The 15,107-nt window shown below is 71.1% G+C and carries 13 protein-coding genes; 3 read left to right on the top strand and 10 right to left on the bottom strand.

What is annotated here, in order from left to right; all coding sequences use genetic code 11:
* Window positions 1-74 precede the first annotated feature (74 nt).
* Window positions 75-1,319 (top strand): hypothetical protein, encoded by a 1,245-nt coding sequence (locus tag ACE37J_RS07760; RefSeq protein ID WP_409709585.1) that lies wholly within the window; start codon window positions 75-77, stop codon window positions 1,317-1,319.
* A gap of 96 nt (window positions 1,320-1,415) precedes the next feature.
* Window positions 1,416-3,740, top strand: coding sequence for a molybdopterin-dependent oxidoreductase (locus ACE37J_RS07755; RefSeq protein WP_409709583.1), 2,325 nt, complete (start codon window positions 1,416-1,418; stop codon window positions 3,738-3,740).
* Window positions 3,741-3,746: 6 nt separating this feature from the next.
* Here the strand turns inward: ACE37J_RS07755 and urtE are convergent, their stop codons facing one another.
* From urtE to urtA, 5 genes are all read right to left on the bottom strand, one after another.
* Window positions 3,747-4,442 (bottom strand): urea ABC transporter ATP-binding subunit UrtE, encoded by a 696-nt coding sequence (gene urtE / locus ACE37J_RS07750; protein WP_409709580.1) that lies wholly within the window; start codon window positions 4,440-4,442, stop codon window positions 3,747-3,749.
* A 3-nt stretch (window positions 4,443-4,445) separates the two neighbouring features.
* Window positions 4,446-5,186, bottom strand: coding sequence for an urea ABC transporter ATP-binding protein UrtD (gene urtD / locus ACE37J_RS07745; protein ID WP_409709577.1), 741 nt, complete (start codon window positions 5,184-5,186; stop codon window positions 4,446-4,448).
* Window positions 5,183-6,352: an urea ABC transporter permease subunit UrtC gene (gene urtC, locus ACE37J_RS07740; RefSeq protein WP_409709574.1), complete on the bottom strand. Its 1,170-nt coding sequence runs from the start codon at window positions 6,350-6,352 to the stop codon at window positions 5,183-5,185. Before urtC ends, urtD begins: the two co-directional genes overlap by 4 nt.
* A gap of 1 nt (window position 6,353) precedes the next feature.
* The gene (gene urtB / locus ACE37J_RS07735; RefSeq protein WP_409709571.1) at window positions 6,354-8,309 is read right to left on the bottom strand and encodes an urea ABC transporter permease subunit UrtB; all 1,956 of its coding nucleotides are present in this window, start codon (window positions 8,307-8,309) and stop codon (window positions 6,354-6,356) included.
* 71 nt (window positions 8,310-8,380) lie between these two features.
* Window positions 8,381-9,643, bottom strand: a complete 1,263-nt coding sequence (urtA, locus tag ACE37J_RS07730) for an urea ABC transporter substrate-binding protein (RefSeq protein WP_409709915.1) — start codon at window positions 9,641-9,643, stop codon at window positions 8,381-8,383.
* A gap of 148 nt (window positions 9,644-9,791) precedes the next feature.
* On the opposite strand from urtA, the gene ACE37J_RS07725 reads away from it, so the two are divergent.
* Complete coding sequence (locus tag ACE37J_RS07725; RefSeq protein WP_409709911.1) at window positions 9,792-10,664, top strand: LysR family transcriptional regulator; 873 nt, start codon at window positions 9,792-9,794, stop codon at window positions 10,662-10,664.
* 7 nt (window positions 10,665-10,671) lie between these two features.
* Here the strand turns inward: ACE37J_RS07725 and ACE37J_RS07720 are convergent, their stop codons facing one another.
* From ACE37J_RS07720 to lgt, 5 genes are read right to left on the bottom strand one after another with little or no spacing between them, the layout of a single operon-like run.
* Window positions 10,672-11,250 (bottom strand): hypothetical protein, encoded by a 579-nt coding sequence (locus ACE37J_RS07720; RefSeq protein WP_409709569.1) that lies wholly within the window; start codon window positions 11,248-11,250, stop codon window positions 10,672-10,674.
* Complete coding sequence (locus ACE37J_RS07715; RefSeq protein WP_409709566.1) at window positions 11,247-12,383, bottom strand: M24 family metallopeptidase; 1,137 nt, start codon at window positions 12,381-12,383, stop codon at window positions 11,247-11,249. Before ACE37J_RS07715 ends, ACE37J_RS07720 begins: the two co-directional genes overlap by 4 nt.
* 1 nt (window position 12,384) lies before the next feature.
* Entirely contained in the window at window positions 12,385-13,140 is a 756-nt protein-coding gene (pgeF, locus tag ACE37J_RS07710) for a peptidoglycan editing factor PgeF (RefSeq protein WP_409709563.1), read from the bottom strand.
* Window positions 13,137-14,186 (bottom strand): class I SAM-dependent methyltransferase, encoded by a 1,050-nt coding sequence (locus ACE37J_RS07705; RefSeq protein ID WP_409709560.1) that lies wholly within the window; start codon window positions 14,184-14,186, stop codon window positions 13,137-13,139. The genes pgeF and ACE37J_RS07705 overlap by 4 nt, the downstream gene beginning before the upstream one ends.
* Window positions 14,183-15,040, bottom strand: coding sequence for a prolipoprotein diacylglyceryl transferase (lgt, locus tag ACE37J_RS07700; RefSeq protein WP_409709557.1), 858 nt, complete (start codon window positions 15,038-15,040; stop codon window positions 14,183-14,185). Before lgt ends, ACE37J_RS07705 begins: the two co-directional genes overlap by 4 nt.
* Window positions 15,041-15,107 lie beyond the last annotated feature (67 nt).

Here is a 15,107-nt window from a genome sequence, read left to right as displayed (position 1 = left end):
AGTCACAGTGGGCTAACGGCGAAGGTAAAAATTGCCGACCGGGGAGAGACAAACCATGAGTAATGGAGAGTCTGATGGCTCAGCAATGCCCGATCCCGAATCAGCAACGACCGCTGATCGACTGTCGCGACGATTGCGTCACCCGCTTCTTCGAGCATGAGGAAAGCTATTTCGCCGAGAACGGCTTTTTTTGCGTCGTCACGCGCAAGTATCGCTGGGACACCTGCGAGGTCGGCCTCGGCATCGGCCGGCACGCCTTCTCGATCACGCTCCTGCCCGGCGAGGAGGTCGAGCTGGAGGAGGTGCGGAGAGACAGGTTCTCCCGCGCCCTGCATGACCAGCGCAGCGTCGCCGCCGAGCTGGAGCTGACGGTCGAGGAGACGGTCAGGGACGAGACCTCGGTGAAGGACGAGTATTTCTTCGAACATGTCGGGGAGAACAACTTCAAGCTCTTCGGCCAGAAGCGGAAGGGCCAGAGGACCTATCGCGATGCGGTGACGCGGCTGGAGGAGACGCTGAGGCAGACTGTGACCAAATCCGCCGCCCGCGTCTCCGCCAAGAACGAGATCGCGATCGACGTGAAGGCCGAGGCGGAGAACGTCTACCGCTCCGTCCGGAAGGTGAAGAACCCGAATCCCTGCCAGCCGGTCACCTACAATTTCTACCAGCTGGCGAAGCGCCTCACCCGCCGCCTCACCCTTGTCGAGGTCGTCCACAAATGCTCGCCGCCCGCGGGGGACGAGGTTCCGCGCCCTGGGCTGACGACCTTCCGCAGCCCGGTCGCCCGCCCCTCCCCCGCCCGGCTGGACGTCGTCGCCCCGCCGCCCGCCCATTCGCTGACCGCGGCGCCCCCGCCGCCGATGCGGGAGGGATGCGCCGCGCCCGCGCCGGGGGAGACGGTGGTGCGCGGCGAGTTCGCGGCCCCCGCCGCGCTGGAGCGGAGCCGGAGGGCGGTGATCGAGGACATCCGCGCCGAACAGGGCGAGGAGGCGGCGCGGCGCGCCGATGCGGCGCTGGCGGAAATCGACGATCTTGCCGATCCCGGCGGCGGCGGCCTGATCTTCGAGGAGGAGATCTGCATCGCCACCACGGGCTTCCATGTCGAGGGCCTCGTCTCCCCCTGCGCCGTCTGTGAGGATACGGAGCTGAAGAAGAAGGAGCTGGAGGTCGAGCGCTGCAGGCTCGAACTCGAAAAACTGAAATGCGAGATCGAGCTTTGCCGGATGGAGGCGGACCGCGAACCGGAAAACGGCGGCGACGCCGGCAAGGGCCGCAAGAAGCCGGCCCCGAAGGGCCGCCCCAAGCCCGGCCTCGGTTGAGAGAAGGCCCCGCCCCGGCCCGTTGCGCGCCGGGGCGGGGCGCGCCATGCTCCGGTCCGTCGCCCGTAGCGGCGCGCCGAGACCGGAGGGGCGTTCATGGCCGAGACCGCGATTGCCGCCTTCTGCACGCAGTGCCGCTCCCGCTGCGGATGCACCGCCTTCGTGGAGGAGGGCCGGCTCCTCCGGATCGAGCCCGACCCGACGCATCCGAGCGGGGAGAAGCTCTGCCCGAAGGGCCGCGCCGCGCCGGAACTCGTCCACCATACGGACCGTCTGACGCGCCCGCTCCGTCGCGTTTCGCCGAAGGGCGAAGCGGAGCCGCGCTTCGAGCCCGTCTCATGGGACGAGGCGCTCGGCGCGGTCGCCGCCGCGATGGCCTCCGTGCGGGACCGTCACGGGCCCGAGCAGGTCGCCTTCGGCGTGACGACGCCGAGCGGCAGCCACATGTCGGACGGAATCGCCTGGATCGAGCGCTTCATCCGCGCCTTCGGCTCCCCGAACACGATCTACGCGACCGAAATCTGCAACTGGAGCAAGGACCATTCCTCCCGCCTCACCTATGGCTGGGACACGGGAACGCCGGATTTCGCGCGCTGCGACCTCGCCGTGCTCTGGGGCTGGAACCCGGCGGCGACATGGCTCGCCCGCTCCGGCGAGGTGCAGAAGGCGATGCGTCGCGGCGCCCGCCTCCTGGTCGTCGATCCGCGCCCCACGCTCTTCGCCCGCCGCGCGGACGTGTGGCTGCGGGTGAGGCCGGGAACGGACCAGGCGCTGGCCCTCGGCCTCGCCCATCTCCTCGTCGCCTCCGGCCGGTTCGACGAAGCCTTCGCCCGCCGCTGGACGAACGCGGCCTTCCTCGTGCGCGGGGATGACGGGCGGCTCCTGCGCGAGGCCGACCTCGCGGAGGGCGGGAACGGCGAAACGCTCCTCGCCGCCGGCCCCGGCGGCGCGCTCCTCCGCTACCATTCCGGCCGCGGCGAGTGGCTCGACGACCCGGAGGCCGCCGATCTCCGCCATGAGGGCGTCGTCGAGACGGCCACAGGCCTCGTCCCTGTCCGCACCGCCTTCGCGATCTTCGCCGGGGCCGCCGCCGCATGGCCCCCCGCCCGCGTGACGGAGGTCACGGGCGTCTCCGAAGCCGACCTCGCGCGCGCCGCCGACCTCATCGCCGAAAGCCCGCGCGTCGCCTATGGCGTCTGGAACGGCGTCGGCCAGAGCGAGACGGCGACGCAGACGGACCGCGCCATCTCCATTCTCTACACGCTGACGGGCTCATACGGCGACGCGGGCGGGAACGTCCCCGGCGCCGCTGCCCCCTTCGCTGACATTTCCGGGAAGGACCTGCTGGGCGATGCGCAGCGGGCGAAGGCGCTCGGCCTTGGCGAGCGGCCGCTCGGCCCCGGCCGGTTCGGCTGGGTCACGGCGCGGGACGTCTGGCGCGCCGCGGCGGAAGGCGCGCCCTATCCGGTGCGGATGCTCGTCTCCTTCGGCGGCAACCTCCTCGCCTCGCAGCCCGACCTCGCCCTCGCGCGCCGCGCGCTCGCGGCGCTGGAGATGCATGTCCATGTCGATTTCTTCCTGAACGAGACGGCGCGGGAGGCGGACTACATCCTCCCCGCCGCCACCTCGTGGGAGCGGGAGGGGCTCCGCGCCGGGTTCGACGTGAGCCTCGAAGGGCTCCGCCGGGTCCAGCTCCGCCCCGCCGCGATCCCGCCCGTGGGCGAGGCGCGGAGCGACGTGGACATCGCCCTCGCGCTCGCCGCCCGGCTCGGGCTCAAGGAGACGATGTTCGGCTGCGACGCCGAGGCCGGCCACGCCCACCACCTCGCCCCCGCGGGCATCGGGCTGGACGCGCTCCGCGCCGAACCCGCGGGCATGACGCTGCCGGGCGAGGTTCCGCTCCGGCCCTACGCTTCGGGCGGGTTCCCGACGCCGACGAGGCGGATCGAGATCTATTCGGAAACGCTCCTCATCCACGGCCAGCCGCCCGTGCCCGCCCTCGACTCCGCGCCCGGCGAAGCCGAGGATGCCGGCTTCCCCCTCCGGCTCGGCGGCGCCAAGACGGTCGCCTATTGCCACTCCCAGGGCCGCAACCTCCCCTCTCTCCGTCGCCTCGCGCCCGACCCGACGCTGGAGATGGCGCCGGAGACGGCCGCCTCCCGCGGGCTCTCCGAGGGCGACTGGGCGGAGGTGCGGACCCGGGCGGGCCGCTTCCTCGCCCGCGCGCGGATCGTGGAGGGATTGGAGCCCGACGCCGTCTTCGCGCAGCACGGCTGGGCCGTCCCGGTCGGCACGCCGGGCCCCGGGGCCGACCCCCTCGCCGCGAGCCTGAACGCGGCGGCGCCGACCGACCGCGCCGACCCGGTCAGCGGCTCCCTGCCGCTCCGGGCGATGCGGTGCGAGATCGCGCGGGCGGGCTGAGCCCGGTCAGACCGAGACGGCGGAGAGGAGCTTCTCCCGGTCCACCTCCGCCTTCGCGCCCTCCATCGTCACCGCGCCGCGGGTGACGGCGTAGAACCGGTCCGCAAGGCCATAGGCGAAGTCGAAATACTGCTCGACGAGGATGATCGCCATCTTCCCCTCGTCCCGCAGCATGGCGATCACGCGGCCGATCTGCTGGATGATGTTGGGCTGGATGCCCTCCGTCGGCTCGTCCAGCAGCAGGAGCTTCGGCCGCGTGATGAGCGCGCGGGCGATGGCGAGCTGCTGTTGCTGCCCGCCCGAAAGGTCGCCGCCGCGGCGATTCCGCATCTCCTTGAGCACCGGGAAAAGCTCGAACATCGCCTCCGGCACCCGCCGCTCCGCCTTCGGCAGGCAGCCGAAGCCGGTTTCGAGATTCTCCTGCACCGTCAGCAGCGGAAAGATCATCCGCCCCTGCGGCACATAGCCGACGCCCTTCTTCGCCCGGGCCTGCGGCGAGAGCCGCGAAATGTCCTCCCCGTCGAGGATGACCGCCCCGCCCGTCTTGCGGTGGGAGCCTGCGATGGCCTTCAGGAGGCTCGTCTTCCCCGCGCCGTTCACGCCCATGACGCAGGTGACGCGCCCCGTCTCCGCCGCCACGTCGAGCCCGTGGAGGATCTGCGCGCCGCCGTAATGGAGCGTCAATCCCTCGGTCCTCAGCATCGCTCAGCGCCCGAGATAGACATCGATCACCTCCTGGTTCCGCGTCACATGGTCGAGCGACCCCTCGGCCAGAACCCGCCCCTCATGCAGGACCGTCACCTTGCAATCGAGCCTTCGGACGAACTCCATGTCATGCTCGACGACGACGACGGCCCGCGTCTTCGCCGCCTGCACCAGAAGGTCCGTCGTATGCTCCCGCTCCGCCGGCGTCATGCCTGCGGCCGGCTCGTCGACGAGGAGGAGGCGCGGCTCCTGCGCCAGCAGCATGCCGATCTCCAGCCATTGCTTCTGCCCGTGGGAGAGCTCCGCCGCGAGCCGCCCGAGCTGGTCCGCGAGCCCGATCTCCGCCGCCAGCGCTTCGACCCGCGCCTTGTCCTCCCCGCTCCGCCGGTAGAGCAGCACGGCGAAGGGAGAGCGGTTCTTGCGGAGCGCGAGGAGGAGGTTGTCGAACACCGACTGATCCTCGAACACCGTCGGCCGCTGGAACTTCCGCCCCACCCCGGCGCGCGCGATCTCCGCCTCCGACATGCGGAGGAGCGAGCGGGACTCCTCGCCCCAGAGCACGCGGCCCGTATCGGGCTTCGTCTTGCCGGTCACGATGTCCATGAACGTGGTCTTGCCCGCCCCGTTCGGCCCGATCACGGCGCGAAGCTCCGCCGGCCCGATCTCGAAGGAAAGGTCGTTGATCGCCCGGAATCCGTCGAAGGTGACGGTGACCCCGGAAACCTCCAGCAGCGCGCTCATTTCGCACCCCGGATGAAGATCCTCTCCACCAGCCCCGCCAGCCCGTTCGGCGCGAAGAGCGTGACGGCGACGAAACCGAAGCCGAGGAGGACGAGCCACCAGTCCGTCCAGACCACCGTGTAGAAGCCGAGCGGGATGGCCGGCGCCTGCCCCGAGGTGAACCAGGACGAGACGAGCGAGACGGCGGCGGCGCCGAGAACCGCGCCCCAGAGCCGCCCGCGCCCGCCGATGGCGACCCAGACGGCGAGGTAGATCGAGGCGATGGGCGCTATTTCCGCGGGGTTCACGATCCCCGCCTGCGGATAGTAGAGCGCGCCCGCGATCCCCGCGATCATCGCCGTCAGCGTGAAGACAAAGAGCTTGTAGCCCTCGACCGAATAGCCGAGGAACCGCACCCGCGCCTCGTCGTCCCGGATCGCGCGGATCACCGAGCCGAACTTGCCGGAGACAACCCATGCCGCGAGGAGGTAGAAGCCGCCGAGCGCGAAGGCCGAGGCCCAGAGGAACCAGAGCGAGAGCGTCGCCTGCGGAACCTCCGCGAGGCCGGGAATGTTCTGGAGCCCCGAAAGCCCGTTATTGCCGCGAAGCCCGCTGTCGTTCTGGAAGAGCCAGAGCGAGAGCGCGAGCGTCATCGCCTGCGTCAGGATCGAGAGATAGACGCCCGCCACCCGGCTGCGGAAGGCGAGCCAGCCGAAGACGAGCGCGATGAGGCCGGGGAGGAGCAGGATCAGGAGAAGCTGCAAGGGCAGCGAATGCGCGAAGCTCCAGACCCAGGGCAGCTCCGACCCGCCGACAACGCCGAAGATCTGCGCCGCGATCCCGTCCGAAAGCTCCTGCGGCGTCATCGGCAGCGCGGCGCCTGCATTGGCGGAAAGGACGATCTCCTCCGTCCGCGCATACATCAGCCACATGCCGATCATGTATCCGCCGAGCCCGAAGAAGGCGAAATGGCCGAGGCTGAGGATGCCGCAATAGCCCCAGACGAGATCCATCGCCACGGCGACGAGGCAGAGGCAGAGCGTCTTGCCCAGCGTCTTGACGAAGGAGGTGGAGATCACCCCGGCCCCCGCGCCCTCCGCGAGGATCGTCACGAGGATGGTGAAGAGCGCCAGCGCCGCGAGGAAGATCAGCACCGAAGGGTTGCGCGCGATGAACGACCTTTGCATCTCAATCCCCCGCCGCGCGACCCTTGAGGGCGATGATTCCCTTCGGCCGGAACTGGATGAAGAGGATGATGAAGAGGATCATGTAGGTCTGCGCCGCCAGCGTGTTCGAGGGGTTGAACCACTCGATCCCCTTCTGGAGGAAGCCGATCAGCGTCGCCCCCGCCAGCGCGCCGAAGATGTTGCCGACGCCGCCGACGACGACCGTCATGAAGCTCTGAACGATGTATCCCTGCCCGAGCTCCGAGGTGACCTGCGCGAAGAGCCCGATGGCGACGCCGGCCACCCCGGCGATGCCGGAGCCGAGGCCGAAGGTCAGCATGTTGATCCGGTCCGGGTCGATCCCCATCGAGGCGGCCATGCCCGGGTTCTGCGTCACCGCCCGGACTTCGAGGCCGAGCCGGGTGCGGTTCAGCACGAAGACGAGGAGGGCGAGGAAGACCAGCGCCATGACGAAGATCGCGATGCGGATATAGCTGATCGCCACGATGTCGTTGAAGACGAGCGCGCCGTCGAGCCAGCCCGGCGCCGTCAGCGGCCGGGCCTGCGTGCCGAAGATGTTCTTCGCGAGCTGCTGGAGCGCGATGGAGATGCCGAAGGTGGCGAGCAGGGTCTCCAGCGGGCGGTGATAGAGCCAGCGGATCACCAGCCGCTCCATCGCCACCCCCGCGCCGAAGGTCACCGCGAAGGCGAGCGGCAGGGCGACGAGGATCGATATCGTATAGTCCGGCACGAAGAGCTGCACGACATAGCCGGTATAGGCCCCCATCATGATGAACTCGCCATGCGCCATGTTGATGACGCGCATGACGCCGAAGGTGATGGCGAGGCCGATCGCGGCGAGGAAATAGATCGAGGCGAGGGAGAGCGCGTCGAGCGTCAGGTCAGCGGCCTGCATCGCCCCGACGCGGAAGGAGATCGAGGCCAGCGCCGCCTCCGCCGCCCCGGTGACGGCGGGGGAGGGTTCCGCATAGCGCTCGAAGAAGACATGCGCGTCGATGATCGCCCGCGCCTCCGCGTCCGTCACCGTCGGCTGCGCCCTGCCGGCGGCGGCGAGCGCGGCGTAGGCCCGCTCCCGCGCCGCGTCCGAGCCGAGATCGCGGACGGGAACGCCGCCCGCGGCGGCGCCCTCGATATTCGCCTCCAGCGCGGCGCGGATATCCGCCTTCGTCACCCGCGCGGCCGCGAGCCCGGCCTCGACGAGGAGCGCCCAGGCCTCCTCCTCCGTCAGGTCGTCCCCCGGCTCCAGCATCCGGGCGATGTTCGCGCCCTCCGGCGCTGCTTCCGCCGCGCCGCGCGTTGTCGCCACGACCGGGGCGAGCGCGGCCCGCGCGTCCAGCCCGGCGTCGCCCTCGAAGAAGCGGATCGCCTCGATCCGGGAGCCCTCGTCCCGGTCGAAGCGGATGGTGAGCGCGCGTTCGAGGCGCTCCATATCCCTGCGGAGCGCCGGGTCCGTCTCCGCCGCCACCGCGTCGCGGAGCGGTTCGAGATGCCCCGCCTCCGGGCTGCGCGACAGGGCGGCGAGCGCCGTGCGTCTGTCCTCCGGGTCGGGGTCGAGCAGGCGGAAGGCGACGAGCGCCGCGCCGATCAGCCCTCGCACCCCGCCCGAGGGCCGGAGCTGCGTCATATCCGCCTTTGCGGCGAAGCCCGCATCCGCGCCCGTATCGACGTCCCGGAGCCGGAAGCCCTCGCCCTCCGGCGCGGCGAAGAAGAAGAGCCCGTCCGCCGTGCGCTGGTAGAGTTCCCGCGCCTGCCAGACCTCCAGAACCTCCCGCGCCTGGTCGAGACCGCTCGCCTTCAGCGCGTCGATCGCCGGCTCCACCAAGCGGCGGGAGCCGGAGGCGACCGCGTCGCGATGCTGCTGGAGGATCGCCTGCACGCCGCCCTCCTGCGCCGCGGCAGGCGCGGGCGCGAGCCAGAGGCCCGCGCAGAACGCGAGAAGGCTTAGGAGAATGCGCATGGACCTGCCCGGTTCTTCGGTTCTTGTCGTTGAAAGGCGGAGGGGCGCGCAGCCCCTCCGCCGCCAGCCGCTCAGTAGTTGGACTGGATCTGCACGCAGGTCTTGGTCTCGGTGTTGTACATGCCGCAGCCGAGATCCTTCCAGTCGGAGATCAGGACGGCGGATTCAGGCAGGAAGTCGGTCCAGGCGTCGCCCGGCACAGGCTCGGTCGAGCTGATGATGTCGAACTGGCCGTCGGCCCGGATCTCGCCGATCAGCACCGGCTTGGAGAGGTGATGGTTCACCAGCATCTCCGCCTCGCCGCCCGTCAGGTTCGGGAATTTCTGCCCGTACATGGCGGTCCGGACGGCGTCCACATCCGTGGTGCCAGCGGCGGTCACGGCGTTCACCCACATGTTGAAGCCGATGTAATGCGCCTCCATCGGGTCGTTCGTCACGCGGTTCTCGCCCGCGAAGGCCTTCCACGCCTTGATGAACTCGGCATTGGCCGGCGTGTCGGCGGACTGGAAGTAGTTCCACGCCGCGAGATGGCCGACGAGGTTCGACGTGTCGAGGCCCGAAAGCTCCTCCTCGCCCACGGAGAAGGCGACGACCGGGATGTCGTCAGCCGAGACGCCGGCCGCGGCCAGCTCCTTGTAGAAGCCGATATTCGCGTCGCCGTTGATCGTGGAGATGACGCCGACCTTCTTCCCGTCAGCGCCGAGCGCCACCACGTCGGCGACGATCTTGGACCAGTCGGAATGGCCGAAGGGCGTGTAGTTCACGAAGATGTCGCCCTCCGGAATCCCCTTGTCCTTCAGGTACTGCTCGAGGATGCGGTTCGTCGTGCGGGGATAGACATAGTCCGTCCCGAGCAGGGCGAACTTCTCGACCCCGAGCTCCTCGAGGAAATAGTCCGTCGCCGGGATCGCCTGCTGGTTCGGCGCGGCGCCGGTGTAGAACACGTTCTTCGAGCTTTCCTCGCCCTCGTACTGCACCGGATAGAAGAGCAGCCCGTTCAGCTCCTCGATCACCGGCAGCACCGACTTGCGGCTCACCGAGGTCCAGTTGCCGAAGATCACGTCCACATTGTGCACGGTCAGCAGCTCGCGAGCCTTCTCGGCGAAGAGCGGCCAGTCCGAGGCCGGGTCGACGACGACCGCCTCGAGCTGCTGGCCAAGGAGGCCGCCCTTGGCGTTCTGCTGCTCGATGAGCATCAGCATCGTGTCCTTGAGCGTCGTCTCGGAAATCGCCATTGTGCCGGAGAGCGAATGCAGCACGCCGACCTTGATCTGCGCAGCCGCCGGCGTGGCGATCAGCGCGGCGAGCGCCGCCGTGGTGAGAAGCCGTTTCATCATTCCCTATGTCCCTGTCAGATTCGGCGCGCTTCATGGTGCGGCGCCACATTTCTGACCATTTCGACGGTTTGTGTTGCTGTCTATCGCTAATTTTGCGATATGGTGCTGCAGGAATCGCATCACGAGGAGCCGGGCCTTGCGCCAGATGAAAATCCTTTCCGCCATCGCTCTCATCGCGCGCGAGGGGTCGATCCGCAAGGCGGCGGAATATCTCACGATTTCCCCATCGGCGCTGAACCGCCAGCTCCTCTCGCTGGAGGAGGAGCTGGGGACCCAGCTTTTCGAGCGGAGCGCGAGCGGCGTGCGGCTCTCCACCGCAGGAGAAATCTACCACCGCCATTTCCTTGACCAGATCGCCGGCTTCCGCCGCGCGCGGGAAACGGTGGCGGCGATGGAGGGATTGCGAATCGGGCGCGTGCGGCTCCTCGTCTCGGCCGATCTCGCGGCGGGCTTCGCGCCGGCGGAGGTCGCCCGCTTCCGCGAGGCGCATCCGGGCGTCGCCGTCGCCGTCACCCGCGTCGCGCATGACGGTTTCGCCGCGCTGCTCGCCGCGGGGGAGGCGGACCTCGCCCTCGTCGTCCAGCCGATCTTCCAGGACGGGGCGGAGACGCTGGCGGCGGCGGAGGCGCCGCTCGTCGGCGTCGTCCCGGCGCCGGACGATCCCGCGCCGCTCCGCGCGGAGGATTTCCTCGACCATGACCTGATCCTGCCGCCGGAGGGAACGGGCCTTCGCCAGCTCATCGACCTCTTCTTCAAGCAGCGCCGGCTCGACGTGCGCCCCCTCCTCGAAGTGGAGGACCCGACGCCGCCCGCCCGCGGCGCGCGCCCCACGCTTCAGGTGCGGCTGAAGGCGGATGTCTCGCCGGACTGGGCCGAGCGCGCGGGCGCGGCGCTCCGCCCGCTCGCCGGCGCGCCCCGCGCCCGCATCGCCCTGGCGCGGGCTGAGGGGCGGAACCTGCCGGTCGCCGCCTCCCGCCTCGCCGCGCAGCTCGCCACGCGGCTCCCCGCCCTCGAATGACCCGCCTTCAGGTTTCGGGTTCGGCTTCGGGCTCCGGCCGCGGCGCCGGGCTCGGCGCGCCCTCGATCCGGGCGAGCGCGGCGGCGGCGGCGATCACGGGGCCGAGCGCCGTCTCGTCCTGAAGCTGCGCGGCGATCTGGAAGGCCAGCCGCTCCGCCTCCTCCGGCCCGATCCGCCCCGCGCCGGAAAGCCGGGAGACGGCGTAGCCAGCCCCCGCAGCCGCCCCGCGCTCGTCCGTCAGCGCCCAGTCCAGCACGGCGCGCCCGCGCCCGCCCGAGAGCCGGGCGCGGAGCGTGAAGAGCCGCCCCGAGGAGAGCACGCGCGAAGCCTCCGCATGGCCCGAAAGCCGGCGGACGACCGCGCCCGCGAGGAGGTTCGAGCCGTGGATCGTCGCCCCCGCGACGGGCTCCACGAAAAGCCCGACGCCGGGCGCGATCGCCGCGCCGAAGGTCTGCCGTTCCGTCCGCAGCGCCAGAAGCGGCGCGCGCGGGTCCGCCTCCGTCCGTACGCCCTCCGGCCCGGCGAAAGTAATCTCGCCCCCCGAGGCGGGCAGCGCGAGCGCAAGGAGGAGCGCCGCCGCCCTCACCGGAGCGGCAGGTCCAGCGGCAGGGCGGAAAGCGGCTCCGCCCCCGTCTCCGTCACGAGGGAGGTGCGCCCCAGCGTCATCGCCGCGCCCGTCCGGCTGTCCATCAGGATCATGTGGAGGAAGAAGACCATGCCGGGCGCCATCTCCGTCTCCGCGTTCTCGTAGAACATGAAGGGCTCCATCCAGGAGGGGGAGAAGCGCGCGGCGAGGGCGTAGCCGCAGGCGTTGAGCCGCGCCGCGCCGAAGCCCGCCCGGTCCAGCGCCGCGGCATGGGCGGCGAAGACCTCGCCCATCGCCCGCCCCGGCCTCAGCGCCGCCTCGCAGGCCAGGAGCGCCTCCTCCGCCGCGCCGTGCATCGAGCGATGCTCGGGCCGCGGGTCGCCGACGATCACCGTCCGCATCAGCGCCGCATGATAGTGCCGCCAGACCCCCGCCCATTCGAGCGTCAGCTGGTCCCGCTCGTCGAGCCGCCGCCGCCCGGCGAAATAGCGGCAGAGGAGCGCGCCCTCGCCGGAGCCGATGATGAACTCGTTCCCCGCGTAGTCCCCGCCCATGGCGAAGACCTCGCCCTGCATCGCGGCGAGGATCGCGGCCTCGTCCGCCCCCGGCCGGATCAGCGGCAGCGCCTTCAGATAGCAGGCGTCGCCGATCTCCGCCGCCCGCCGCGTCATCGCGATCTCGGCCGGCGATTGCGTGAGCCTGAGCCGCGGCGCGATTTCCGAGGCCTCCACCAGCCCCGGAAACCGCGCCGCCATCGCCGCGCCCCAGCGCGCCGTCAGACCGTGCGTGTCCGTCTCGATCCCGAGCCGCTTGCCGGCGAGCCCGCGCGCGGCGAGGAGGTCGGCGAGGTCCGCCGTCGGGTCCGCCCCCGCCGCGTCCTTCCAGATCCGCACATCCTCCACCGTGGAGGTAAGCCGCGCCTGCCGGAGGTCGGCGGAGCGGGTCAGCAGCGCCTCGCCCTCATGGTCGATGACGAGGCACTGGAAGAAGCAATAGCCGAACGTGTCATAGCCCGTCGCCCAGTACTGGCTCTCCGGCGCGAAGAGCAGCATCGCGTCGAGCCCCCGCGCCGCCATCTCGGCGCGCAGCCGCCCGCGGCGGGCCGCATATTCCTCGGGGGCGAAGTGGAGCATGTCAGGCCTCCGGCAGGGAGATGGCGGCGAGAAGGCGGCCGTAATCCGGCTCCCCCCGATGGGTGGAGCGGCGATAGGAATAGAACCGCGCCTCGTCCGAATAGGTGCAATGCCCGGTCCACTCTGCGGAGACCCCCGCGGCGCGGAGCCGGGCGAGGAGATAGCCCGGCAGGTCGAACATCATCCGATCCCCCGCCCCGCCGGCGAAGAAGCGGGCGTTCTCCCCGTCATCGGCGAGGAACTCCTCCAGGAACTCCGGGCCGACCTCATAGGCGCGCTGGCTGATCGTCGGCCCGACCGCGGCGCGGATGCGGCTCCGCGCCGCGCCGAGCCCCTCCATCGCCGCGATCGCCGCGTCCGTCACCCCGGCGAGCGCGCCGCGCCAGCCGGCATGGGCGGAGGCGACGACGCGCGCATCCCGGTCCTCAAACAGCACCGGCGCGCAATCCGCCGAAAGCGCGCCGAGCGCGAGGCCCGGCGTCGCCGTCGCCATCGCGTCCGCCTTCGGCCGCTCGCCGGGGAAGGGGGCGGAGACGGTCACCGCCTCCGCCGAATGGATCTGGTGGACCGTCAGGAGATGCGCCGCGCCGAGCGCCGCCGCCGCGCGGGCGCGGTTTTCCGCCACCGCCGCCGGCTCGTCGCGCGAGCCCGGCCCGCAATTCAGCGAGGCGTAGAGGCCCGCGGAGACGCCGCCCGCCCGTGTGAAGAAGCCGTGCGGAAAGGTCAGCCCGTCGGCGCGGATCGGCGTGAGGCTCATCGCTCCCCCTCGAAGCCCGGAAAGGGCGGCGCGCCCTCTGGCCCGAGCGCCATGACGCGAAAGAGCGTCCCCATCTCCTCCGGCGCCGTCAAGCGCCTGAGCTGCCCTTCGATCTCCGCCGCCCGCTCCGGCCGCGCGCGGGCCAGCGCGGCGGCGCGGGCGCCGATCCCGAGCCGTTCGAGCCACGGGCCTTGCGGGACGAGCGGGGAGGCGGCGGCGCCCTTCGCCGCCCGCGCGAGCGCGCCGAAATCCACATGCGCCGTGATGTCCGCCTCGCCCGGCGCCTCCAGCGGGTCCGCGAAGGCGTGCGCCCGGAGCGCCTGAACCGTGTCCGCGCCCTCCGGCGTCGGCGCGGCGTAGCCGTAATCGACGATCAGCGCCGCGCCGCAATGCGCCCCGATCCGCGCCCCGATCTCCGCCGCGACGGCCTCGCCCGCCGGGCTCCGCTCTCGCACCGCGCCCACCGGCGCCGGGCCAAGATCGGGCGCCGGGCGGAGGCCGAAGCCGAGGCGGTCGCCGTCGAGCCCGACCATCCGCTCCGCCCATCCCTTCGCCGTCCGCACGTATTGCCGCACCGGCAGCGCGTCGAAGAACTCGTTGGCGACAATCAGGAGCGGCCCCCCGGGAACCTCGCCCAGCGCGCCCGCCCATCTCGCCCCCGGCACGCGCTTCGCCTGCTCCGCCCGAAGCGCGGGCGAGGTCTCCACGAGCCAGACCTCCGCGGCCTCCGGAAAACCCGGCGCCGCCCGCCCCGCCCTGAGGATGTCCGCCATCAGCGTCCCCCGCCCGGGCCCTAGCTCGACAAGCCGGAACGGGGCGGGCCGACCCAGCCCCTGCCAGACCTCCGCGAGCCAGAGCCCGACCATCTCCCCGAACATCTGGCTGATCTCCGGCGCGGTTGTGAAGTCCCCCGCCGCGCCGAGCGGGTCGCGCCGCCTGTAATAGCCGTGTTCGGGGTGCGCGAGGCAGAGCGCCATGTAGTCATGCAGCGTCATCGGCCCGGAAGCGGCGATCTCCGCCCGGATGATCGCCTCCAACGGCGTCATCGCCGCCGCGCGAAGGCCCAGAAACCGAGGCCGACGAAGACCATGGGCAGCGAAAGCGCCTGCCCCATCGTGAACCCCAGCCCCGCGAAGAGCGGGATCACATGCCCCTCCGGATTCGCCGCCGTGACGAACTGCGCGTCCGGCTCCCGGAAGTTCTCGACGAAGGCGCGGGCGAGGCCGTAGCCGATGAAGAAGAGCCCTGTCAGCATCCCGGGCCGCCTGAGCCATCCGCCGCGGAAGGCGAGCCAGAGCATGAGGACGAGGAGCAGCAGCCCCTCCAGCCCCGCCTCGTAGAGCTGGCTCGGATGCCGCGGCTCCGGCCCCGCGCCCGGAAACACCATCGCCCAGGGCGCGTCCGTCGGCCGGCCCCAGAGCTCCCCGTTGATGAAATTGGCGATCCGCCCGAGCAGCAGCCCCGCCGGCGTCGCGACCGCCACCGCATCCGCGACCTGCATCAGCGGCGCGCGGTTCAGCCGGCAGAAGGCGATGACGGCGAGGATCACCCCGAGGAACCCGCCGTGGAAGGACATTCCGCCCGACCAGACCTGCAATATCTCCCCCGGATTCGCGAGGTAATAGGCCGGCTGGTAGAAGAACACGAAGCCGAGCCGCCCGCCGAGGATCACGCCGAAAACCATCCAGGTGAGGAGCGATTCGACCTGCTCCCGCGTCATCGGCGGCGCCTCGCCGGGCCAGAGCGCGGGCCGCGCCACGAGGCGGCGAACGATCACGAGCCCGATGAACAGCCCCGCCAGATAGGCGAGCGCATACCAGCGGATCGGCAGGTCGATCACGCCGAGCGGGATCGTCACCAGAACCGGGTCTATCGCCGGAAAGGGGAGGACGAGGGCCATGCGCCCGCTTCTGCGTCCCGCCCCCGCCGAGGTCAAGCCGCTTGCCCGGCGCGCCCCCCGGAGCCAT

Source organism: Pikeienuella sp., from assembly GCF_046290545.1.
Taxonomy (GTDB): domain Bacteria; phylum Pseudomonadota; class Alphaproteobacteria; order Rhodobacterales; family Rhodobacteraceae; genus Pikeienuella.
This window is presented reverse-complemented; position numbering and strand designations above follow the sequence as displayed.

What these genes read in the sequence shown, in the direction of transcription:
- ACE37J_RS07705 (WP_409709560.1), bottom strand. Translation starts at nt 14,186, where the DNA reads ATGACGCCGTTGGAGGCGATCATCCGGGCGGAGATCGCCGCTTCCGGG.
- ACE37J_RS07725 (WP_409709911.1), top strand. Translation starts at nt 9,792, where the DNA reads ATGAAAATCCTTTCCGCCATCGCTCTCATCGCGCGCGAGGGGTCGATC.
- urtB (WP_409709571.1), bottom strand. Translation starts at nt 8,309, where the DNA reads ATGCGCATTCTCCTAAGCCTTCTCGCGTTCTGCGCGGGCCTCTGGCTC.
- lgt (WP_409709557.1), bottom strand. Translation starts at nt 15,040, where the DNA reads ATGGCCCTCGTCCTCCCCTTTCCGGCGATAGACCCGGTTCTGGTGACG.
- urtA (WP_409709915.1), bottom strand. Translation starts at nt 9,643, where the DNA reads ATGAAACGGCTTCTCACCACGGCGGCGCTCGCCGCGCTGATCGCCACG.
- urtE (WP_409709580.1), bottom strand. Translation starts at nt 4,442, where the DNA reads ATGCTGAGGACCGAGGGATTGACGCTCCATTACGGCGGCGCGCAGATC.
- ACE37J_RS07760 (WP_409709585.1), top strand. Translation starts at nt 75, where the DNA reads ATGGCTCAGCAATGCCCGATCCCGAATCAGCAACGACCGCTGATCGAC.
- ACE37J_RS07715 (WP_409709566.1), bottom strand. Translation starts at nt 12,383, where the DNA reads ATGCTCCACTTCGCCCCCGAGGAATATGCGGCCCGCCGCGGGCGGCTG.
- ACE37J_RS07755 (WP_409709583.1), top strand. Translation starts at nt 1,416, where the DNA reads ATGGCCGAGACCGCGATTGCCGCCTTCTGCACGCAGTGCCGCTCCCGC.
- urtD (WP_409709577.1), bottom strand. Translation starts at nt 5,186, where the DNA reads ATGAGCGCGCTGCTGGAGGTTTCCGGGGTCACCGTCACCTTCGACGGA.
- urtC (WP_409709574.1), bottom strand. Translation starts at nt 6,352, where the DNA reads ATGCAAAGGTCGTTCATCGCGCGCAACCCTTCGGTGCTGATCTTCCTC.
- pgeF (WP_409709563.1), bottom strand. Translation starts at nt 13,140, where the DNA reads ATGAGCCTCACGCCGATCCGCGCCGACGGGCTGACCTTTCCGCACGGC.